Source organism: Haloarcula sp. H-GB4 (genome assembly GCF_030848575.1).
Taxonomy (GTDB): domain Archaea; phylum Halobacteriota; class Halobacteria; order Halobacteriales; family Haloarculaceae; genus Haloarcula.
Window position 1 is genome coordinate 714896 of record NZ_JAVDDX010000001.1, and the last position, 18430, is coordinate 733325.

Annotated in this window: 24 protein-coding genes; 7 read left to right on the forward strand and 17 right to left on the reverse strand. The window is 63.0% G+C overall.

Annotated elements, in window-relative coordinates; all coding sequences use genetic code 11:
* The 8 genes from RBH20_RS03785 to RBH20_RS03820 form a co-directional block, all read right to left on the reverse strand.
* The gene (locus RBH20_RS03785; RefSeq protein ID WP_306705658.1) at nucleotides 1–858 is read right to left on the reverse strand and encodes a 16S ribosomal RNA methyltransferase A; all 858 of its coding nucleotides are present in this window, start codon (nucleotides 856–858) and stop codon (nucleotides 1–3) included.
* 81 nt (nucleotides 859–939) lie between these two features.
* The gene (locus tag RBH20_RS03790; RefSeq protein ID WP_306705659.1) at nucleotides 940–1512 is read right to left on the reverse strand and encodes a DUF655 domain-containing protein; all 573 of its coding nucleotides are present in this window, start codon (nucleotides 1510–1512) and stop codon (nucleotides 940–942) included.
* A gap of 179 nt (nucleotides 1513–1691) precedes the next feature.
* Nucleotides 1692–2048, reverse strand: a complete 357-nt coding sequence (locus RBH20_RS03795) for an RNA polymerase Rpb4 family protein (RefSeq protein ID WP_306705661.1) — start codon at nucleotides 2046–2048, stop codon at nucleotides 1692–1694.
* Nucleotides 2045–2335, reverse strand: a complete 291-nt coding sequence (locus RBH20_RS03800; RefSeq protein WP_005535295.1) for a 50S ribosomal protein L21e — start codon at nucleotides 2333–2335, stop codon at nucleotides 2045–2047. Before RBH20_RS03800 ends, RBH20_RS03795 begins: the two co-directional genes overlap by 4 nt.
* Nucleotides 2336–2448: 113 nt before the next feature.
* Nucleotides 2449–2715: an elongation factor 1-beta gene (locus RBH20_RS03805; protein WP_004962801.1), complete on the reverse strand. Its 267-nt coding sequence runs from the start codon at nucleotides 2713–2715 to the stop codon at nucleotides 2449–2451.
* A gap of 2 nt (nucleotides 2716–2717) precedes the next feature.
* Nucleotides 2718–2897, reverse strand: a complete 180-nt coding sequence (locus RBH20_RS03810) for an HVO_2753 family zinc finger protein (RefSeq protein ID WP_004516620.1) — start codon at nucleotides 2895–2897, stop codon at nucleotides 2718–2720.
* 72 nt (nucleotides 2898–2969) lie between these two features.
* On the reverse strand, nucleotides 2970–3569 hold the full coding sequence (locus RBH20_RS03815) for a DUF2391 family protein (protein WP_306705672.1): 600 nt from the start codon (nucleotides 3567–3569) through the stop codon (nucleotides 2970–2972).
* Nucleotides 3566–4438 (reverse strand): 3-hydroxyacyl-CoA dehydrogenase family protein, encoded by an 873-nt coding sequence (locus RBH20_RS03820; RefSeq protein ID WP_306705675.1) that lies wholly within the window; start codon nucleotides 4436–4438, stop codon nucleotides 3566–3568. The genes RBH20_RS03815 and RBH20_RS03820 overlap by 4 nt, the downstream gene beginning before the upstream one ends.
* A gap of 136 nt (nucleotides 4439–4574) precedes the next feature.
* On the opposite strand from RBH20_RS03820, the gene RBH20_RS03825 reads away from it, so the two are divergent.
* Entirely contained in the window at nucleotides 4575–5543 is a 969-nt protein-coding gene (locus RBH20_RS03825) for a sugar phosphate isomerase/epimerase (RefSeq protein ID WP_306705676.1), read from the forward strand.
* 94 nt (nucleotides 5544–5637) lie between these two features.
* Nucleotides 5638–6351, forward strand: coding sequence for a TIGR00266 family protein (locus tag RBH20_RS03830; protein ID WP_306705678.1), 714 nt, complete (start codon nucleotides 5638–5640; stop codon nucleotides 6349–6351).
* Nucleotides 6352–6385: 34 nt separating this feature from the next.
* Here RBH20_RS03830 and RBH20_RS03835 read toward each other — a convergent pair whose 3' ends face one another.
* Nucleotides 6386–6766 (reverse strand): cyclic nucleotide-binding/CBS domain-containing protein, encoded by a 381-nt coding sequence (locus RBH20_RS03835; protein WP_306705680.1) that lies wholly within the window; start codon nucleotides 6764–6766, stop codon nucleotides 6386–6388.
* A gap of 102 nt (nucleotides 6767–6868) precedes the next feature.
* Here RBH20_RS03835 and RBH20_RS03840 point away from each other — a divergent pair, with 102 nt between their 5' ends.
* Nucleotides 6869–7978 carry a Gfo/Idh/MocA family protein gene (locus tag RBH20_RS03840; protein ID WP_306705682.1) on the forward strand — a complete coding sequence of 370 codons (1110 nt, stop codon included), beginning with the start codon at nucleotides 6869–6871 and terminating at the stop codon, nucleotides 7976–7978.
* A gap of 47 nt (nucleotides 7979–8025) precedes the next feature.
* Nucleotides 8026–9207, forward strand: a complete 1182-nt coding sequence (locus RBH20_RS03845) for a redox-regulated ATPase YchF (RefSeq protein WP_306705684.1) — start codon at nucleotides 8026–8028, stop codon at nucleotides 9205–9207.
* A 30-nt stretch (nucleotides 9208–9237) separates the two neighbouring features.
* Here RBH20_RS03845 and RBH20_RS03850 read toward each other — a convergent pair whose 3' ends face one another.
* Nucleotides 9238–10164, reverse strand: a complete 927-nt coding sequence (locus tag RBH20_RS03850) for a hypothetical protein (protein WP_306705686.1) — start codon at nucleotides 10162–10164, stop codon at nucleotides 9238–9240.
* 211 nt (nucleotides 10165–10375) lie between these two features.
* Between RBH20_RS03850 and hisD the strand changes: the two genes are divergently transcribed.
* From hisD to RBH20_RS03865, 3 genes are all read left to right on the forward strand, one after another.
* A complete protein-coding gene (gene hisD / locus RBH20_RS03855) occupies nucleotides 10376–11644 on the forward strand; it encodes a histidinol dehydrogenase (RefSeq protein ID WP_306705689.1) in 1269 nt (422 codons plus the stop codon).
* Between the two features lie 284 nt (nucleotides 11645–11928).
* Nucleotides 11929–14154 carry an alkaline phosphatase D family protein gene (locus tag RBH20_RS03860; RefSeq protein WP_306705691.1) on the forward strand — a complete coding sequence of 742 codons (2226 nt, stop codon included), beginning with the start codon at nucleotides 11929–11931 and terminating at the stop codon, nucleotides 14152–14154.
* Nucleotides 14155–14216: 62 nt separating this feature from the next.
* Nucleotides 14217–14591, forward strand: coding sequence for an iron-sulfur cluster assembly accessory protein (locus RBH20_RS03865; protein ID WP_306705694.1), 375 nt, complete (start codon nucleotides 14217–14219; stop codon nucleotides 14589–14591).
* On the opposite strand, the gene RBH20_RS03870 is transcribed toward RBH20_RS03865, so the two are convergent.
* The 7 genes from RBH20_RS03870 to RBH20_RS03900 all read right to left on the reverse strand — a co-directional run bounded on the left by RBH20_RS03870 (nucleotide 14592) and on the right by RBH20_RS03900 (nucleotide 18370).
* Nucleotides 14592–14792 carry a dodecin gene (locus RBH20_RS03870; RefSeq protein ID WP_005535273.1) on the reverse strand — a complete coding sequence of 67 codons (201 nt, stop codon included), beginning with the start codon at nucleotides 14790–14792 and terminating at the stop codon, nucleotides 14592–14594.
* A 47-nt stretch (nucleotides 14793–14839) separates the two neighbouring features.
* Nucleotides 14840–15499 carry a hypothetical protein gene (locus tag RBH20_RS03875; RefSeq protein WP_306705696.1) on the reverse strand — a complete coding sequence of 220 codons (660 nt, stop codon included), beginning with the start codon at nucleotides 15497–15499 and terminating at the stop codon, nucleotides 14840–14842.
* Nucleotides 15496–16116, reverse strand: coding sequence for a hypothetical protein (locus RBH20_RS03880; protein ID WP_306705698.1), 621 nt, complete (start codon nucleotides 16114–16116; stop codon nucleotides 15496–15498). The genes RBH20_RS03875 and RBH20_RS03880 overlap by 4 nt, the downstream gene beginning before the upstream one ends.
* A gap of 60 nt (nucleotides 16117–16176) precedes the next feature.
* Complete coding sequence (locus tag RBH20_RS03885) at nucleotides 16177–17091, reverse strand: metal-dependent hydrolase (RefSeq protein WP_306705700.1); 915 nt, start codon at nucleotides 17089–17091, stop codon at nucleotides 16177–16179.
* Between the two features lie 67 nt (nucleotides 17092–17158).
* On the reverse strand, nucleotides 17159–17692 hold the full coding sequence (locus tag RBH20_RS03890) for a mechanosensitive ion channel domain-containing protein (RefSeq protein WP_306705702.1): 534 nt from the start codon (nucleotides 17690–17692) through the stop codon (nucleotides 17159–17161).
* 24 nt (nucleotides 17693–17716) lie between these two features.
* Nucleotides 17717–18049 (reverse strand): hypothetical protein, encoded by a 333-nt coding sequence (locus RBH20_RS03895; RefSeq protein ID WP_306705703.1) that lies wholly within the window; start codon nucleotides 18047–18049, stop codon nucleotides 17717–17719.
* An 81-nt stretch (nucleotides 18050–18130) separates the two neighbouring features.
* Nucleotides 18131–18370, reverse strand: a complete 240-nt coding sequence (locus RBH20_RS03900; protein WP_306705705.1) for a DUF5816 domain-containing protein — start codon at nucleotides 18368–18370, stop codon at nucleotides 18131–18133.
* Nucleotides 18371–18430: the final 60 nt, after the last annotated feature.

Below are 18430 nucleotides of genomic sequence, written 5' to 3' on the forward strand. Positions count from 1 at the left end.
TCAGGCCTCCGGCTGGCCGACCTCGTACGCGAGTGTCGCAAGCGTGGCAAAATCGGCCGGCGTGAGCTTCCCGGCACGGGCGCTCATGAGGTCCTCGTCGGCAGCCTCGACCACCGCGTCGGGGTCACCCAGCCCGGAGATGTGGGCCGTGTTGCGGACGGCGTTGCGCATTGTCTTCCGGCGCTGGGTGAACACTGCCTTCAGGAAGTCCATGAAGAAGTCATCGCTGGGGACGGTGTAGTCCGGGGTCCGGGGCGTCGTCCGGACGAGCGCACTCGTCACGCGAGGCTGGGGGTCGAATGCTTCCGGTGGCACCGTCTCGACGATCTCCACGTCAGCGTAGTGGCCCGCCGTGACCGAGAGCCGCCCGTAGTCGTCCGTCGCGGGGTCGGCGGCCATCCGCTCAGCGAACTCCTGCTGGAACATCAACAGCAGCGGGCGCTGCTTCGGAAGCAATCGAAAGGCGATCTCTGAGGACGCGCCGTAGGGCAGATTCGAGATGCTTGCGGTGAACTCAGGCAGGTCGACTTCGAGCGCGTCACCCTCAACGATAGTAAGCCGGTCCGCCGCGACTTCCTCGGCGAACTCCTCGCGGAGATGGGCCGCGAAGTCCGGATCACGCTCGACTGCGGTCACGCGCCCAGCCACCGCGAGCAAGCGGTCCGTTAGCGCACCCGGGCCTGCGCCGATCTCCAGCACGTGCGAGAGGTCTACGTCCGCGTCGGTCGCGTACTCCGGAATGCGGTCCAGTACCCGGTCGTCGACGAGGAAGTGCTGGTCCTGCCGGGTGTCGGCCCGTTTGCCAGCCCGCCGGACAAGCGCGTCGGGGTCCCGAGTCCCTGTTTCGATCGTAGTCATTAGCGAGCCGTAACGGGTCGCGGTAGAAAAGGGTCGCCTTGTACTGGCGGCTGTAAGGCTAGCTGCTTGCAGCCGGCACTGTTACGAGGACTGTTCCTCGCGCCGGACGAACAGCCGGTACTTCAGGTCATCGTCCTGTAGCTCTTCGAGTATCCGCTCGACAAGCGTCTCCTTGGGGCTGTGGAGGCCACTAACGCGCTCTTCGAGGTCTTCGAAGCTCTGGAAGGGCTTTCGCTTTCGCTCATCGAGAATCGTGTTCCGGAGCTTCTTCCCGATGCCCGGCAGAAGGTTCAGCTGGTGGAGCCGCAGCGTGATCGGCTGGGCGTCGTTGTAGAAGTCGACGAACCGCTGCTCGTTTGCCTCGACGACTTCCTCGACGGCGTAGTCGAGTTCCGAGCGGGCACCACTCGGGATGTCCTCGAATTCGACTTCGGTCACGCGGCCGAACTCCGTCAGGTCGATGCGGTCACCAAACGCGATATCAACGTCCTTGTCCGCAAGCTGCAGCTCGTAAATGTAGAATTCATCGATGTCGAGTGCGTACGCAAGCGGCTCCTTCTGGTGCTGTGGCCGGTCGTCTCCGGGCCGCCCATGCGGGAGGACATCGAGGACAGCCGCCATCATAGTGTCGCCGCCGCTCTCCGATTCAGTCATGTCAGGCAGTACGAGCAGAGCACACTTAATGCCGGTGGATGCCCCGAACCGCTCCACGGGACGCCGTCGCTATCTTCGTGTTCGGCTCACAGCAACGGACAGCGACTCCCGTTGGCATGGCTAACCGCCGGCGAAATCAGAGAACAGAGCGACGGGCAGCCAAACTGACGAGCCCCTCGTTACGCGTACTGCTTGACGATGTTGAGGATATCGTCGAGTTCGTCGCCGTCGAGCGTGTACCGCTCCTGTGCGAACACAGCCCGGAGCTCGTCGCGGTCCAGCGGTCGGAGGTTCGCGATCTTGTAGGCCGTCGGCGTGTCGACCTTTTCGAGCTCTTCGAGCTCTTCGACCAGTTGTAGCGACTCCTCAGGGTCGAGGAGGGCAAACCGGTTGACGTGCTCGATAGCTCGCTTGAGCTCGTAGCGCATCTCACGGTCCTCCTCGGCAGCCCGCTCCATCTCGAGGTCTTCGAGTATCTCCTTGGTCTCCGCGACCGTCAGGAACTCCTCACTGACTTTTTCTTTAAATATCGTCATTCTTGCCGGCGCAGGTGCGCAGCGGTGACGATGATGGTTTTCTCTTTGCCACCGTCGACGATATCGACCTTGTACGCGTCACCCTGCTTCCCCTCGACGGTTCCGGTCTGGCCGTCGAACCGCGGGTGGAAGCGCCCGTTCGGCACGGACGGGTCGATCTTGAGGTGGACTTTCTCGCCGTCGTCAAACTCTTCGACGGCGCGCTGGGGCGGCGAGGTGCCGCGGTCGCGGGGCTTGTTCTTGAGCTTGTCTCGTGTTCCTTCGAGAGGTCCGTTTGAACTAGGCATTCTTGCTCTCCGCTAATCCGGTCGCCCTAATAAAACGTGCGTTCCGTGACTGTCACCAGCCACGCGTTTGCAGTTGCTACGGAGCCGAGTAGAAAACTACGGTGACGAGTCGATTACAGGCGACCGGTGCTCTCGATGGAGACCGACTCGACGTCATCGACGTTCGCAAAGGCTTCTTCGACGGCTTCCGTGCCACCAGTGTCGTCAGGGACGATGACCGTCGGCGTCAGCGCGACGAGACCGAAGGCGACGTCCTCGCGCTCGAACCCGTTGATCTTCGTTCCTTCGGGAAGCACACCCTCGAGACGCTCCTGCAGGTCGTCGAGGTCGACTTCGGGACTCTCCGGCATGACCTTGATCTTGGCTGCTACTTTCCCCATTGTTATGGCCCCATGAAGCCGCAGTCCGGGCATTTGTAGAGGTTGCTCTGCTTCCGGCAGGTGGCACAGCGGTAGATCTGCTGGCCACAGTCCGGGCACTTGAACGCGGCGGCGTTCGTGCCGGCGATGTTGATGCCACACGAGACGCACTTGCGCGCCTGTTTCTGTTGGCTCTCGCTCATACCACTCCGTATCCGACCGCGGCTTTTAACGATTGCCAAATGCGACCGTCACCGCGAGTGACTGCCATGGCCCTAGTTCCCGGGCAGAATGTCCCCGAGGGCAGCGCCGATCGCCATCGGAACGAACGCCACGGCACAGATGCAGGCCGATTCGTAGACGACCGCGGGGTCGGTCGACCACTCGACGAGCCCCCACCCAGTAAGGAGCGCGACGGAAACCACAAGTGCTGTTCCGGTGACGCCGACAAGTCGCCGCGGCACGATTCCCAGTATCCGGTTCGCCACTCGAACATCCTGAAAGTCGGCGACGTACAGAATCGAGATGACCAACGCGATGGCGATGGCGACTGTCGCGACGAGATACAGCGGGTGTTGGGCGATGTGTAGCCCAGCATCGACCGTCCCGCCTTCGACGGCCATCGGAATCCCGAACAACAGCGAGCCAAGCAGCGCTTCCGCAAGGTCGGACCGGCCAAAGCCCCAGACGACCCGGCCAAAGGTCGCAGGCTCGTGGTCCTGTGAATCGGCGGCCGCACGCATCGCGTCACGGACCTGTCGTCGCTCGTCCTCTGAGTCGACGAGCTGTTCCAGTTCCTGGAGTTCATCGAACAGCGTTGCGAACTCGTCGTCCTCGGTGTCTCGTTCGGCTGGTGAGTCTTCCTGCGTGCTCATCTGAGATCGGGCTCACTATCTCGCGTTGGCACGTCCGGGTCCGGGTCGGCACCGGCCGCCGGAGTGCCGTCTTCCCAGACGTAGAATCCCTCGCCGGTGACAGCACCTCGCTGTCCATCTTCGACCTTCCGACGGAGCAACGCTGGCGGCTCGAACCGCTCGTCGAGCCGGTCAGCGAGGTCTTCGAGCGCTGTGAGCACCGTTTCCAGCCCGTGCCGGTCGGCGCGAACGAGCGGCCCGTCGCGGTCTGAATCACCACGCTCGAACGTCCGGTCGATATCACGAACCCCGGCGACACCATCCTCAACCATCCGGACCGCCTCAGCGATAGTAGCGAGTTCGAGGCGGAGCGCGGCGAACCCGGGTGTGTCTCGCACAACGACCGGTGATGCGTCCAGACTTTCGACGAAGTCAGTGACTCGGTCGCGGGTCGCCGCTGTCGTCTGCTCGGCGATGACGACCTCGACGATAGCGCCGTCCGGCGGGTCGACAAGGTTGAGGCCGACGGCACGGTCCGGACTCCGCAGACCAGTAGCGACGGCAGTTACCGACAGCGACGTGTCGCTGACGGCGATGAGCGTCTCATCCTCGACCATGGTCTCAGTTTCGGCGACCACCTCCCGATGGCTGTCCGTCCCGCCAGCGGTTGCGTCGATGACGATGTCGCTGCCGTTGACAGCGCTTTCGAGCCCGGTGGTTCCGTCGATACCGGCCGAGACGTCCCCGTTGAGTGCGCGTCGAATCTCGTCGACCCGGTCCATCACGTCCGACGCATCCGTTCCCCGGAGACGCACTTCGTGGCCCGCACGGACACATCGCTGTGCGATATTCCGCCCCCGCTGTCCGGTTCCGAGTACGGCCACAATCATGACAGTACCACCGCACTCCCGGCGTTAATCCTTTACGCCGCGGTCTGCCCTCTCCGCCCTGTACCGCTTGTAGGCTGGACAGCGTGACTGGAGCAACGGCAGTACGCTTTTTTCGACACCGGCTGTACCGCCGCGTATGGACATTGGTGTACTGACGGTTCCCTTGGGCGGGCAGTCGCTCGACGAGGCGCTGGCGTATCTCAGCGACCTAGGTGTCAACGCGGTCGAACTGGGGTGTGGTGGTTTCCCCGGGGACGACCACCTCGACCGGCAGGCGTATCTCGACGACGAGGAGAAACAGGCTGAACTTGAGACGCTTTTAGGCGAACACGACCTTCGGGTGAGCGCGCTGGCGACACACAACAATCCGCTCCATCCCGATGACGAACGTGCCGCCGAGGCCGACCGGGAACTCCGGGAGACGATCCGGCTGGCCGACCAGCTCGGCGTGAACACCGTCACGGGGTTCTCGGGCTTGCCTGCTGGCGGCCCGAACGACGAGGTCCCGAACTGGATCACTGCGCCCTGGCCGACCGAACACGCCGACGCTCACGAGTACCAGTGGCGCGTCGCCGACGAGTACTGGTCGGACCTCGCGGCTCACGCGGGCGCACATGATGTCGATGTCGCCATCGAGATGCATCCCAATATGTTGGTGTACGAACCGCGCGGCCTGCTGGAACTGCGCCGCCGGACGAACGACCGCATCGGCGCGAACTTCGACCCGTCGCATCTGTACTGGCAGGGCATCGACGTGACCGAGGCCATCCGACTGCTCGGCGAGCACGACGCCATCCACCACGTCCACGCCAAGGACACGAAGGTCTACGAATCAAACGCCCGCAAGAAAGGCGTGCTCGACACCGCGCCGTATACGGACGAGGCAGACCGGTCGTGGCTGTTCCGCTCCATCGGCTACGGTCACGACGAGTCCCACTGGAAAGACGTGGTGTCGACGCTACGGATGGTCGGCTACGACGGCGCGCTCTCTATCGAACACGAGGACTCGCTGACCAGCGCCCGCGAGGGTCTGGAGAAAGCAGTCGACGTGCTCGACCGCGCCGTCTTCGAGACCCAGCCCGGCGACGCCTACTGGGCTGAGTAAGCAATAGAACCAGCGAAACGGCTTTCTCCGACACTTAGGCTTATATAGTATCTGTGAGATACTACGACTGGACTATCCCATCCAGTGACACGATATGGACATCGAACTCACCCACAAACCCTCGTATACGCACGTCCGCGCTTCCCTCGACAGCGGCGAATCGATACTCGCCGAACCCGGCGCGATGGTCAGCCACTCGCCGACTATCGAAATCGAAACGACGACGAGCCGGGACGGCCTCCTCAGCTCCGCGAAGTCGATGCTTGGCGGCGAGTCGCTGCTCGCAAACGAGTTCACCGCCCGGGGCGGCCCCGGAACGGTCACTCTCGCGCCGCCGACGCCGGGTGACGTCCACCACCACGAGCTCACAGGCGAGACGCTGTACGCTGTCGATGGGGCGTTTCTGGCGGCCGACCCCGACATCGATATCGACTCCGAGTTCGGCGGTATCAAGTCGATGCTGGCCGGTGCAAGTATCACGCCGCTGGCGCTGAAAGGGACTGGGAACGTTCTCATCGAGGCGTTCGGTGGGCTGGAGACCGTCGACCTCGACGCCGGTGAGTCCTACACTGTCGACAACGACCACGTCGTCGCCTGGGAGGAGTCGGTCAACTTCGACGCCCATCGCGTCGGCGGACTGAAGTCGACGGTCCTCAGCGGTGAGGGCCTCGTGATGGATTTCACCGGCCCCGGAACGGTCTGGTACCAGACACGTGGCCTCTCCTCGTTCACCTCGGCCATCGCGGACGCGCTGCCCGGGACAGGTGACAACGGCGGTAACTCAACCGGTATAGACGACTTCATCTGAGTCCCGTCGGAAGTCCGCCGAAGAACAGCCGCGTTCAGGAGAGCGCTTGCGTGATGTCCGTCGACGAAACCATCCCGACGTAGTCCTGGTGTTCGTCAATGACTGGAAGGTGCTTGATATCGTAGGTCGTCATCATCGCTGCCGCTTCGCCCAGTTCGAGCGAGGTCGTCACCCGCTCGACCGGAGCCGTCATCACGTCATCAACGGTCGCCGACGAGAGGTCTTTCCCGGTCGCGACGGCATCGACAATGTCGGTGGTGGTGATGATGCCCGCCTCTGCTCCCGGCACGAAGATGCCGTTGATGTTCTGCGCCTGCATCTGCGTCGCGGCCGCTTTGACGGTTTCGTCAGCAGAAATCGTCTCTAACGGCGTCGACATGATGTCCTCGATACGGACGGTCGTTTCAGTGGCCATGGAGTATCAACACGGGCATCCGGTTTTGGCTTTTCCCTCGGCGCGGCCCGCCGCCCTGCCGTCACCATGAGCATTATCTCGGCCCCGAGTGAACAGTCGGCTATGACCCTCGATATCGGCATGCTCGGCTATCGGTTTATGGGCAAGGCTCACGCAAACGCGCTGGACCGCCTGCCCATGTTCTTCCCCGAAGCGCCCGCCGTCAACAAGGACGTGCTCGTCGGCCGCGACGAAGACGCGCTGGCCGACGCGGCCGACCAGTTCGGTTTCGACCGGATCGCAACGGACTGGCAGGATATCGTCGACGAGGTGGACGTGTTCTATAACCTCGGCCCGAACCACATCCACGCCGAGCCGTCCATCGCGGCACTGGAGGCCGGTACGCCGACGTTCTGTGAGAAGCCACTCGCACCCACGCTCGATACGGCTGAGGAAATGGCCGAGGCCGCTGCTGACGCTGACGTGCCCGCAGGGGCGGCCTTCAATTACCGGTTTGTTCCGGCCATCCAGTACGCGAAGGGGCTCATTGACGACGGCGTCCTCGGCGAAATTCATCACTTCCGCGGCCAGTATCTTCAGGACTGGCTGGTCGACCCAGAGGCACCGTGGTCCTGGCGCAACGACGAGGAGATGGCCGGCAGCGGGGCACTCGGCGACCTCGGGTCGCATACCGTCGACCTGGCCCGGTTCCTGCTCGGCGACGCCGCCGGGGAGATAACAGACGTGAGCGGGCACCTCCGAACGTTCACCGAGGAGCGCCCTGTGGAGGGCAGCGACGAGACGCGCCCGGTGACTGTCGACGACGCCTACAGCGCCCAGATCGCGTTCGACGGCGGCACGATGGGAACACTAGAAGCGTCCCGCGTCGCCAACGGACACAAGAACGCCCACACCATCGAAATCGAGGGGTCGAAGGGTGCAATCAAGTTCGACCTCGAGCGGCTGAACGAACTGCAGGTCCTCACAGAGGGCGACCGGGGCTTCCAGCAGGTGCTCATCACGGACGAAGACGACCCCTACGTCGACCACTGGTGGCCCCCCGGCCACGTAATCGGCTGGGAGCACACGTTCGTCCACGAGAACTGCGAGTTCCTCTCGGCCGTGGCCGACGGTGGGCCACAGGAGCCGTCCTTCGCCGACGGCCTCGCCGCACAGCGAGTCCTCGACGCTATCGAGCGAAGCGACGCCCGCGGCGAGTGGGTCAGCCTGTAGGGCCGCGAACCGAAACCCCCTTTCGGCGGCCACTGGTAGGAACTGGCATGCTCTCTATCGCGCTGGCCGGGAAACCGAACGCCGGCAAGTCTACTTTCTACAAGGCGGCGACGATGGCCGACGTGGACGTGGGGAACTACCCATTCACGACCATCGATGCCAACCGCGGAGTCAGCCACGTCCGAACGGAGTGCCCCTGTCTCGACCGGGAGGACCGCTGTGGTGACGACAACTGCCGGGATGGTAAGCGCTACGTCCCGGTGGAACTCATCGACGTGGCCGGCCTCGTTCCCGGCGCACACGAGGGCCGTGGCCTCGGGAATCAGTTCCTCGACGAACTGTCGACCGCCGACGTAATTCTCAACGTCGTCGACGCCTCCGGCGGGACTGACGCCGAGGGCGAACCAGTCGAAGTCGGCGAGCACGACCCTGTCGAGGATGTCCACTTCATCGAAGAGGAGATGGACCTGTGGATCGCCAGCATCGTCGAGCGCAACTGGGAGTCAATCGAACGCCAGTCCCGCTCGCCGGATTTCAAACTCGACGAGTCGCTCGTGGACATGCTGGCCGGCGTCGGAGCCTCCGAACTTGACGTGGCGCGGACGCTGCGGGACCTGGAGTATCCCGAGGACCCCATCGCCTGGACCGACGAGCACCGCAAGGCGCTGGCGACGGAGATCCGCCAGCGGACGAAGCCGCTCGTCGTCGTTGCGAACAAGGCCGATATCGCCCCGGAGGGGAACATCGAGGCCCTGCAGGAGGCTGCTGACGTGGTCGTGCCCGCGACGGCCGACGGCGAACTCGCACTGCGCAACGCGGCGCAGGCGGGGGTCATCGACTACGACCCGGGCGACCCGGACTTCGATATCGTCGGCGACGTGAGCGACCAGCAACGAGAGGGGTTGAACCGCATCCGTGACGTGATGGACGAGTGGGGCGGCACCGGCGTTCAGGGCTCGCTTGACACTGCTGTTTACGACCTGCTCGACCATCTGACGGCCTACCCTGTCCAGAACGAAACGCACTGGACCGACGGGCAGGAGAACGTCCTCCCCGACGCGTTCTTGCTACGGCAGGGTGCGACGCCAAAAGACCTCGCCTATGCCGTCCACTCGGACATCGGCGACGGCTACATCCACGCCGTCGATGCTCGTGAGAACCGGCGTATCAGCGACGAGACGGAACTCGAAGAGGGAGCGGTCATCAAAATCGTCAGCGACGCGAACTGAGGTTCTTGGCCCGTTACGACACGCTCGTTTTCACTCCGGCAGCAAATCCTGTAGCGTTGCCCGTATATCCTCGCTCCCGGGACTCTGTGGCACTTGCCCGAGTACGTCCTGTCCGAGTCGCTCCGTCGCCGCGCCGACTGAAAGCCTGTCCAAGAGCGATCCGTACTTCAGCGCCAGCCGCGGCGACACGTCGAACAGCAGGTCGCGCTTCCCGATGAGCGAGTGGGTGATCGACAGGATTTCGACGGCGTTGTCGACGTACTGCTGTCTGCTGTCGTCGTCACCGTAGCCAGCCAGTGAAGCCAGCAGGAACGCCTCCAGTTCTGCCTCCCGGTCGTGGAGCGCCGGCGGGTCCGAGAGCACGGTCGTTCCGTCGGGCCGTTCCGGGAGCATACTCCGGCGCGGCGCATACGAGAGGACAGCGCCGGTAGTGGGCGTGGTTGCAGCGGGTAGTGGCACGGCCAGGCGCTTCGATGGGTTCGTATCGGTGAAGACGACGTGGAGGTTTGCTGGTTCGCCGCGTACCGGCTCGTCCCAGCCGTCAGGGCTGTGCTCGTAGCCGCGTCGGAGCGCTTCCCGGAGCGTTCGCTGAATCCGTCCGGACTCGCCCTGCAGTTCCAGGTGGAGTACGACGGGGCCGTCACCGCTCTCGTCGATGAGTGACCACAGGGTCGGAAGCGCGTCCGCAGCGCCGGCCGAAAGTTCGTAGCAGGCCGCGTCTTGTTCTGCGGCCAGCAGTCGGGCGAGCGTGCTGCCGCGCCAGCCGGTTAGGTCGGCCACGTAGAACCACGGGAGCGTGTGTATTGGGCCGACTGCAGCGTCACCGGCCACCGTATCGATAGTCGGCGGGACCGTTTCGAGATAGCGCTGGATAGTCGCTAGTTCGGGTGCAAAATATTCGGTCGCCGCTGGGGGCAGGTCGGTTGTCCGGCGACGATGGTCGTCGACTGAAGCCATACCACCTGTAGGCCCGTGTGCCGGAAAATGGTGACGAGAGAACGACTGACAGTGAGTCAAGCATTCGCGACTGGCGTGTCCGTCCCGACAGCCTCCGATTCCGAAGCCACTCCCGCCCGGCGAATCGGTCCCTCTCTCACGCACTCCGCTTCAGTGTCGTTTCTGACCAGCGAAGGGAAACCCGTTTTTTGCCCCGTCCCGAACCAAGGGTATGAACGTACGGACGATAGCCGACTTAGGCCCCGACGAACGGGCCGCTTTCTTCGACCGCGACGCCGGTGTCGACGCCGTCAGAGACGATGTCCGCGATATTGTCTCGCAGGTCCACGAGGAGGGCGACGTGGCGCTTCGGCGATTCGCTGAGGAGTTCGACGATGTCTCAGTGGGCAACATCGACATCACGGACGCCACCGAGCGGGCCTACGAGGAAATCGACGACGACGTGCGCGAAGCCATCGAGGACGCCGCGGCGAACATCCGTGCGTTCCACGAACGACAGGTCCCAGAGGACTGGCGTGACGACTTCGACGGGCGCGAACTGGGTCGCCGGTTCCGCCCGCTCGACAGCGCCGGCGTGTATGCCCCCGGCGGGACAGCAGCCTACCCCTCCAGCGCGCTGATGGGCGTCATCCCGGCGAAGGTCGCCGGCGTCGAGCACGTCGCCGTCGCCACCCCACCAGCCGAGGAGGTCAACCCTGTCACGCTGGCTGCCATCCACGTCGCCGGGGCCGACGCCGTCTATCAGGTCGGCGGCGCACAGGCCATCGCAGCATTGGCCTACGGGACCGAAACCGTCAGCGCAACGGACATCGTCGTCGGCCCCGGCAACCGCTGGGTCACAGCGGCGAAGGCCGAGGTCCGTGGCGATGTGGCAATCGATTTCTTGGCCGGCCCCTCCGAAGTTATGGTCGTCGCCGACAGCGACGCGGACCCGGAACTGGTCGCGGCTGACCTCGTCGCACAGGCTGAACACGACGAGAACGCCTCTGTCGTTGCCGTCACCGACGACGAGACGCTTGCTGAGCAGGTCGTCGACGCCGTTGACAAGCAGGCCGACGGCCGGGAGCGTGAGGCAGTCATCCGCGCCGCACTGGACAACGACGCGTCTGGCGTCCTCCTCGCACGCTCGATGAGCGAAGCCGTCCTCTTCGCCGAGGAGTACGCCGCCGAACACCTCTCGATTCAGGCCGCCGACGACGAATCACTTCTTGAACGGATTCCTTCTGCCGGGTCCGTGTTCCTCGGTCCGTACAGCCCCGTTGCGGCCGGCGACTACGCGACTGGGACGAACCACGTCTTGCCGACCGGCGGCAGCGCCCGGGTCACCGGTGGTCTCTCCGTGGACACGTTCGTCCGGTCGACGACAGTCCAGCGCCTCTCCGAGGATTCGCTGGGCGACATCGCGGACACGATTACGACCCTCGCCGAAGCTGAAGGGCTGGACGCCCACGCTGAGAGCGTCCGCAAACGGTTCGAGTAGCTGCCACACCGGACAGCACAGTGGCCGTCAATACGGCGGTGTGAGCCCGCCGGTACTCCGGGTTTTCATCAGATGCGTGGGAAGGGCCACGCCGCGTCTGCGTTGTTGCCGAGTCATCGAATAGCCTGCCTGATAAGATGCCTGATATTACAGGTATCGACACCTATTGTGCCCAGTGTATGCGTAATTTGTAATCCTGAAACAACATACTCGGAACGAAGAGACACGAATAGATCATATCAATATTATAAAACTTTAATCAGCGTCTGGGGCGGCAGTTAGTCGTGAGGCCCACGGACCTCCCCGAAATAGACACGACAGCACAGAACCGGCGAACGTTCATGCAGCGGACTGGTGGCGTTTCGCTGGCGGCTGTACTCGGACTGTCCGCCAACGCCAGTGCGATGGTGGACGACGACGGCAACTTCGAGTCGGACCCGTACACGCTAGGGGTCGCATCGGGCGACCCGCTCCCCGACTCCGTCATCATCTGGACGCGGCTCGCCCCGAACCCGCTCACAGCAGATGGTGCGATGCCGAGTGAGGCATTCGACGTCAAGTGGACGGTCGCCACCGACGAAGGGATGAGCGACATCGTCAACACCGGGACCGCGACTGCCGAACCGGACCACGCGCACACCGTCCACGTCGACGCAGACGGACTTAAACCCGCTACCGAGTACTATTACCAGTTTACGTGCCGTGGCGAGACGAGTCCGGTTGGCCGGACCAAGACCGCGCCCGCCGCCGGCGCGTCCGTCGATGCGTTTCAGTTCGGCTTCGCCTCGTGTAACCGCTGGGTCGACGGCCACTACACAGCGTTCGGGGAGATGGCCGAAGACGAGCTCGACCTCATCGTCCATCTGGGTGATTACATCTACGAGTACGGCATCGACGTTTCGGAATCACCCCGGGAAAAATCGCTCCCACAGGAATACAAGAAGGAGACGACGGACCTCGACACCTACCGACTCCGCTATGGCCTCTACAAATCAGACCCGAATCTGCGAGCCGCTCACGCCAGCGCCCCGTGGCTCGTTACTCGTGACGACCACGAGGTCGACAATAACTGGGCAGGGGACGTTCCACAGGACCCCGACAAGCAATCTACCGAGGCGTTTATCCAGCGCCGCGCAGCGGCATTGAAAGCGTACTACGAGCACCTGCCGTTCCGGATGGAACAAAAGCCTGACAACGCCAGTCAGAAGCTCTACAGATACTATGAGTTCGGCGACCTGCTCGATTTCAACGTTCTCGATACGCGGCTCTATCGGTCCGACCAGGCCTGTGACGACGTGTTCAACAAGGTCGACTGTGCGGAGCGCTTTGAGGAGGACCGAACTATTCTCGGGGACGCACAGGAAGAGTGGTTGCTTGAGAATCTTTCGGCCACTGAGACTACATGGAATGTGCTGGCGAACCAGCTTCCCTTCGCAGCAATGGATTTCAAGCAGGGTCCCAAAGAAGGGTTCCGGACAGAGCAGTGGGATGGCTACGTTCCTGAGCAGAATCTGGTCAAAGCTGCGTTTGAGGAGGACGCCAACAACCCGGTGGTCATCACTGGTGACTTCCACTCCCACTGGGCGAATACGGTTATCAGTGCCAAAGACGGCTCCAGCGAACCAGTCGGCGCGGAGTTTGTCGGGACGTCCATCTCGTCGGGCGGGAATGGCACCGACATGGACGACTTCGGCCGCCACGTCGTCACAGAGAACGACAACGTAGAGTACTACAACAATCAGCGCGGCTACGTTCGCTGTACGGTCACGCCCGACAACTGGACGACAGAGTTTCAGGTGCTAGAGTACGTCGACGAGCCTGGTGCACCGATACGCACGGATGCGACGGTCGAACTCACGGCAGGCCAGCCCGGTATCCCCGCTGACAACCCGCTGATCCTCGCTGACTCTGTCGCCGTTGGCAACGGCAAGAACGGGACAGCAGAACTGACCGGTCGCTGGCTGGAGTCAGGACTCTCGGGCGGAGCGATGACTGTCTCCATTTCTGACCCAGAAGTCGCGACGATCACAGGCGTGACAGTTGCTGAACCATTCAGTATCTCTGAGACGGACGTTACCAGTGACGGGACGTCCGTTGATATCCGGTTTGCCGATGTGGAAAAGAATGCCCAGTCCGTTGTCGGTGGCACTGACACGCGACTTGCCACACTCGACATCCGCGGAGAGAGCGCCGGAACGGCTGACATCGAAGTGTCGGTCGATAGACTGGACGACGACAGCGGGACCTCGCTTGAAGCGAACACGGAATTGGGTGTCGTCATCGTCGGTCCGCCGCCGGTCACCGGGAGTACCGAGCCAACTGACCCCGACGGCGACGGGCTATTTGAGGATGTTAACGGCAACGGTCGGGTAGACTACGATGACATCCAGTTGCTGTTCGACAGCTTTGACGACGACAGCGTCGCGCTCAATAAGACTGCGTACGACTTCAACGAGAACGGCAAGCTCGAATACGACGATATCGTCACGTTGTACAGCGAGGTCAACTGAGTTGGAGCGGGTCCCCCTGTGCCGGCGTCACTGTTAACACGTTCGGGCGTCCACGTAAGTGTATGAGCAGCACAGCGGACGACGGCGATCCGAACTTCGGGGGCGAGGACGTTGCCGTCACCGAGCAGGCAGCAGGAGAGGCGCTGGACCTCCTCGAAAGCGAAGGCATGGACATCGAAGAATCCGGGCTCCGTCTGTACGTCCAGCAAGGCGGCTGTGCCGGCCTCTCCTACGGGATGCGGTTCGAACACGCACCTGAGGAAGACGACGAGGTGTTCGAGCGCAACGGACTCCGCGTGTTCGTCGACGACGCCAGCATCGACTATATCGAAGGGTCAGTCCTCGACTACGAGGGCGGCCTGCAGGGGGCCGGGTTCCACGTCCAGAACCCGAACGTGGTCAGCGAATGCGGTTGTGGCGAGTCCTTCCGGACGTAGTTACTCTTCGAGCTCGAACGCCACGACAACCTCAGCCTGGTACTCGCGGCCTTCGACGCCTGCAATTTCGACGCCGAGTTCCTCAACCTCGACCCACTTGAGATTGTCCAGTGTCGCCTCCGCACGCTCGATCGCGTCGTCGGCGGCTTTGTCGAAGCTTTCCGGACTGGTCCCGATGAGTGTGATCTTTTTGAAAACCATTTGCGTGCCATTCGTTCACACAGCGATGTGATAAAAGTACGGACAGGTCACTGAGACTGCCGGTTCAGCAGCGTCTCGACGTGGCCGACCACGTCGGTAAGGTGTGCCGTCCCCCAGATAGCCACGATAATGGCTCCGATCGTATCGAACACGAGATCGAGCATCGTGTCGGTGAGCCCGAACTGTGTCAGAATCGTGTCGTTCCCGGTCGCCGAGGCGGCAAGCGTAATCGAGAACTCGATGACCTCCCAGAACACACCGAAAGCCATCACGAACAGGAGGAGGAACACGAACATGAACCGCGAGGGAATCGAGATTTCGTCGGTGTGCTCGTCGAGCGCGCGAACCGTCGTGTACCCGACCGCGGCGACGACTGACGACGAGAGAGCGTGGGTGAAGTGGTCCCACCACCATATCGTGACGTAGAAATTCTCCTCGGCCCCCGGAAGGCCAACAGTTCCGAGCGCGTGGAAGAACGCTGCGGAGGTAATCCACAGGGTCAATGCTGGGTCGAGCGCGATACCGTAGTCCCGTTCCAGTAGCGCCGGGAGTTGTGTGACGATGATGGCGACGCCCGAATTGACGATGATACCGACGTTGCCCCGCTCGATACCGACCGCGAATAGGCCGATGAGGGCAATCGACAGACTTCGCGACAGCCGTTGCTGTGTTGCCGTACTGATGCTGAAGCGGTCACGGACCCTCATACGTCCGGCTGGACCTCCTCTGGAAGGCGGCTGGTCCCAGCCTGCCGGCGGACGTAGTATGCGAAAACCACACCGGCACCGATGCCGGCGATGGTCGACGCGACGAACTCCCACATCACCGCTTCCTCGATGACGTGTTCGGACACCGTTGGGTCGATGATGAAGGTGGTCCCGAGAAACTGGTCGGCTACCCAGCGGACGACTGCCCAGGCGCCGGCGGTAGCCATCGTGGTGATGGCGACGAAGACAACGGCGAACCGAGGCGTCATCCGGACAGGGGTAAAGAGCTGGAGTTCGACAGCGAGAATGAGCGCGATGGCGGCAACCGAGAGGTACGTGGCGAGATTACCAGTCATCGAGAGCGTCGCAAACAGACGGCCGACAACGGGCGACGCCGCCAGCAAGAGGATTTCCCAGGGGAGCATGGCGTCCCGGTTGCGCAATAGCACCGGCGGAAACAGCGCCAGCGCCGCGACAGCGGCCGCGAATCCGGCCCACAACAAGTCGGCCTGAACAGCACTTGTCACTGAAACGGCTGCGAGCATAGCGACGATGCACCACGCCGCGAGGGCGTTGACGCGCTTGTCCCGGAGCAACCGCGCTACGTCTCGGCTCATATTATCTGGTGAATCCCAACTGGAAAAACCCTATCGACCGATGCCGGCGGCGTGGGCTGTTCAGATAGCTCCATACGCCATGGCATACGCGAGCGCAGCGATGGTCACTGCCGCAAGCCCCGTCACGACCGTCTCCAGCCAGTCGACGCCGTCACTGAACGGCCGAGTCGGCGCGCCGACGACGCCCAGTGCGAGGACGCTGAACACGAAGTGCGCCGACTGTTCAAGGGTCGGTGCGGGCATGAACAGGACGGCTGCTGCATACCCCAGTCCCAGCGCTGCCCGTGGACGGACGAGCCCCGTCAGCGTGTAGCCGCGGAGGTGGACGTACGTCCATACAGCGAGCCACACTGTCGCAAGTTCGATAGCGAACGCCGCCAGCAGGTGCGTCGTCGGGTCGGGGTGGAGTATCACCCGCTCGGCGACGAGGGTCACGTCGAAGGGGTAGAAGAACGGGGGCGGACCGCCGGTGAAGAGGTCGCCGAACGGGTGGCTGAGGAGTCCCAGTAGCGCCAGTACGGTCACCGTCTGGGGGCTGATATCGCGTGACTGTGCGACTGTAGCCACACCCAGCACAGCCAGAACGAACACGAGCATCACGAGCCCTGCGACGGGGCCGCTGACTGCGCCCGTGAGAACGGTCAGTGCGACGCCGATGGACAGCGCGCCGGCTCGGGCAGTCCGTGAGTTACTTGCCCAGAGGCCGGCCGCGGCGGCGAGTGCCGTCCCTAACAGAAGCGAGTGTGTCGGCCCGCGGTGGACGACGTTCGCGGTCTCCCAGAAGCCGTCTGCCGTCAGATTCTCGGCGGCCCCGACGAGTAGCCCGAAGGGGGCGTAGACGATATCCACGTCGGGAACTGCGGCGAACAGGCCGGCGATGACGCCCAACTGGACCGCTCGCTCGCGGGAGAGCCCCAGCCACCACGCGGCGAGGGCTCCGAGGGCGAACGCGAATAGTGCGTGCCCGACGAACATACCTCGAGTAAGATGTCGATAGGCTTAAACACCACGTGTGAACGGGTAGCGCGGCACTTGACCCCGCTCAGGACTCTGAGCCGACCTTCGTCCAGCGTTCTTCGATAGCCGCGTTCGCTCTGACGACAGTGTCACCGTCGACACGGAACCGTGTCTTCCGGAGTTCGATGGCGGCTACCTCTCCGGTGGTGTCGCCGGCTTTGACGGTGTCGCCAGGGTTGAAATCGGGATCTCGGAGGAGGTAAACGCCAGCAACAGCGTCCTTGATCATCTCCGAGAGCGCGTACGAGACGCCAAGCGCGAGGAATCCCGTTGCAGTTCCAAGGGACGCGGCGATGGCGGTCAGGCCGACGATAGAGAGGAACGACAGCGCCACACCAAACCACAGGAACACGAGTACGATCACCGACAAAAACTGTCGGTACACGGGCGATTCGCCGGGCAGCGACCGCTTCAGAACGGCCCGGACGACGAACATGATAGCCTTGATGCCGACTGCAGCGATCGCAAGAAAGACGAACGCGGTTATGAGGCGCGGGAGTGCGTCAACAACGTTCGTGACTAGCTGTTCAAGCGCTCGATTGATGACACCGACTTGCACGCCGGATGATGAAGAGAGAGGCCCCTAAGTGTTGGCGTCAGCTGACACAGCTGTGTCGCCGGGGTGACGGACCACCTCGTAGTCGCCGTCTTCGGTGATCCCGATAACGGCCCAGTCATAGGATACGTCGAGCCGATTGAGACGGCGGCTGAGTTGCGTCGCATCGCCCGTACGTGTGACGAAACAGCGCAAATCGCCGCCGTCAGGTATTGGGTCCTGCGAATCGAGCACTGAGACAGTGACGACGCGCCAGTCGCGTTCCGCTCGCAGTTCGGTGCCAGTGCGCGACACGGTGTATCCGAGGTCATCGAATATCGACCGGGCCTGCTCGTCGAGTGATGTGGTAACGGCCCCCATCTGAGATCCAGTACCACTGGCTATCTGATAAACGTTCCCACTAGCCACCTGGTTGATAGGTCGCCCGCTCAGACCTGACTGCTACTCGTGAGCGGCGTCCCACTCTTCGGCCTTGCGGAGGTTCGAACAGTCGTTACAGCGGATGCGTCCCATTGAGTCCATCGCGTTGTTGAACGTCTCGCAGTTGCCACAGAAGTAGCCCCAGCGACGCTCGCGGTCGGCGTCGCGGTAGGCAACGTAAAACGCGCCTTTCGTACCGGTGTCGCCATCGCTCCGGTCGACGTACAGCGTCTCGCCGTCGGGACCGTCGAGTGCGTCCATATGGGCTCATGACGGGCCAGCGGCTAAATCACTGCGGAAACCATTAGTGGCTGGTTCCCC

Excerpts from the sequence above, each read along its gene's own strand:
- RBH20_RS03795 (WP_306705661.1), bottom strand. The coding sequence starts at position 2,048 with ATGACGATATTTAAAGAAAAAGTCAGTGAGGAGTTCCTGACGGTCGCG.
- RBH20_RS03895 (WP_306705703.1), bottom strand. The coding sequence starts at position 18,049 with ATGGGGGCCGTTACCACATCACTCGACGAGCAGGCCCGGTCGATATTC.
- RBH20_RS03815 (WP_306705672.1), bottom strand. The coding sequence starts at position 3,569 with ATGAGCACGCAGGAAGACTCACCAGCCGAACGAGACACCGAGGACGAC.
- RBH20_RS03850 (WP_306705686.1), bottom strand. The coding sequence starts at position 10,164 with ATGGCTTCAGTCGACGACCATCGTCGCCGGACAACCGACCTGCCCCCA.
- RBH20_RS03870 (WP_005535273.1), bottom strand. The coding sequence starts at position 14,792 with ATGGTTTTCAAAAAGATCACACTCATCGGGACCAGTCCGGAAAGCTTC.
- RBH20_RS03820 (WP_306705675.1), bottom strand. The coding sequence starts at position 4,438 with ATGATTGTGGCCGTACTCGGAACCGGACAGCGGGGGCGGAATATCGCA.
- RBH20_RS03835 (WP_306705680.1), bottom strand. The coding sequence starts at position 6,766 with ATGGCCACTGAAACGACCGTCCGTATCGAGGACATCATGTCGACGCCG.
- RBH20_RS03790 (WP_306705659.1), bottom strand. The coding sequence starts at position 1,512 with ATGACTGAATCGGAGAGCGGCGGCGACACTATGATGGCGGCTGTCCTC.
- RBH20_RS03825 (WP_306705676.1), top strand. The coding sequence starts at position 4,575 with ATGGACATTGGTGTACTGACGGTTCCCTTGGGCGGGCAGTCGCTCGAC.
- RBH20_RS03800 (WP_005535295.1), bottom strand. The coding sequence starts at position 2,335 with ATGCCTAGTTCAAACGGACCTCTCGAAGGAACACGAGACAAGCTCAAG.
- hisD (WP_306705689.1), top strand. The coding sequence starts at position 10,376 with ATGAACGTACGGACGATAGCCGACTTAGGCCCCGACGAACGGGCCGCT.
- RBH20_RS03805 (WP_004962801.1), bottom strand. The coding sequence starts at position 2,715 with ATGGGGAAAGTAGCAGCCAAGATCAAGGTCATGCCGGAGAGTCCCGAA.
- RBH20_RS03840 (WP_306705682.1), top strand. The coding sequence starts at position 6,869 with ATGACCCTCGATATCGGCATGCTCGGCTATCGGTTTATGGGCAAGGCT.
- RBH20_RS03875 (WP_306705696.1), bottom strand. The coding sequence starts at position 15,499 with ATGAGGGTCCGTGACCGCTTCAGCATCAGTACGGCAACACAGCAACGG.
- RBH20_RS03845 (WP_306705684.1), top strand. The coding sequence starts at position 8,026 with ATGCTCTCTATCGCGCTGGCCGGGAAACCGAACGCCGGCAAGTCTACT.
- RBH20_RS03810 (WP_004516620.1), bottom strand. The coding sequence starts at position 2,897 with ATGAGCGAGAGCCAACAGAAACAGGCGCGCAAGTGCGTCTCGTGTGGC.
- RBH20_RS03900 (WP_306705705.1), bottom strand. The coding sequence starts at position 18,370 with ATGGACGCACTCGACGGTCCCGACGGCGAGACGCTGTACGTCGACCGG.
- RBH20_RS03830 (WP_306705678.1), top strand. The coding sequence starts at position 5,638 with ATGGACATCGAACTCACCCACAAACCCTCGTATACGCACGTCCGCGCT.
- RBH20_RS03880 (WP_306705698.1), bottom strand. The coding sequence starts at position 16,116 with ATGAGCCGAGACGTAGCGCGGTTGCTCCGGGACAAGCGCGTCAACGCC.
- RBH20_RS03785 (WP_306705658.1), bottom strand. The coding sequence starts at position 858 with ATGACTACGATCGAAACAGGGACTCGGGACCCCGACGCGCTTGTCCGG.
- RBH20_RS03885 (WP_306705700.1), bottom strand. The coding sequence starts at position 17,091 with ATGTTCGTCGGGCACGCACTATTCGCGTTCGCCCTCGGAGCCCTCGCC.
- RBH20_RS03865 (WP_306705694.1), top strand. The coding sequence starts at position 14,217 with ATGAGCAGCACAGCGGACGACGGCGATCCGAACTTCGGGGGCGAGGAC.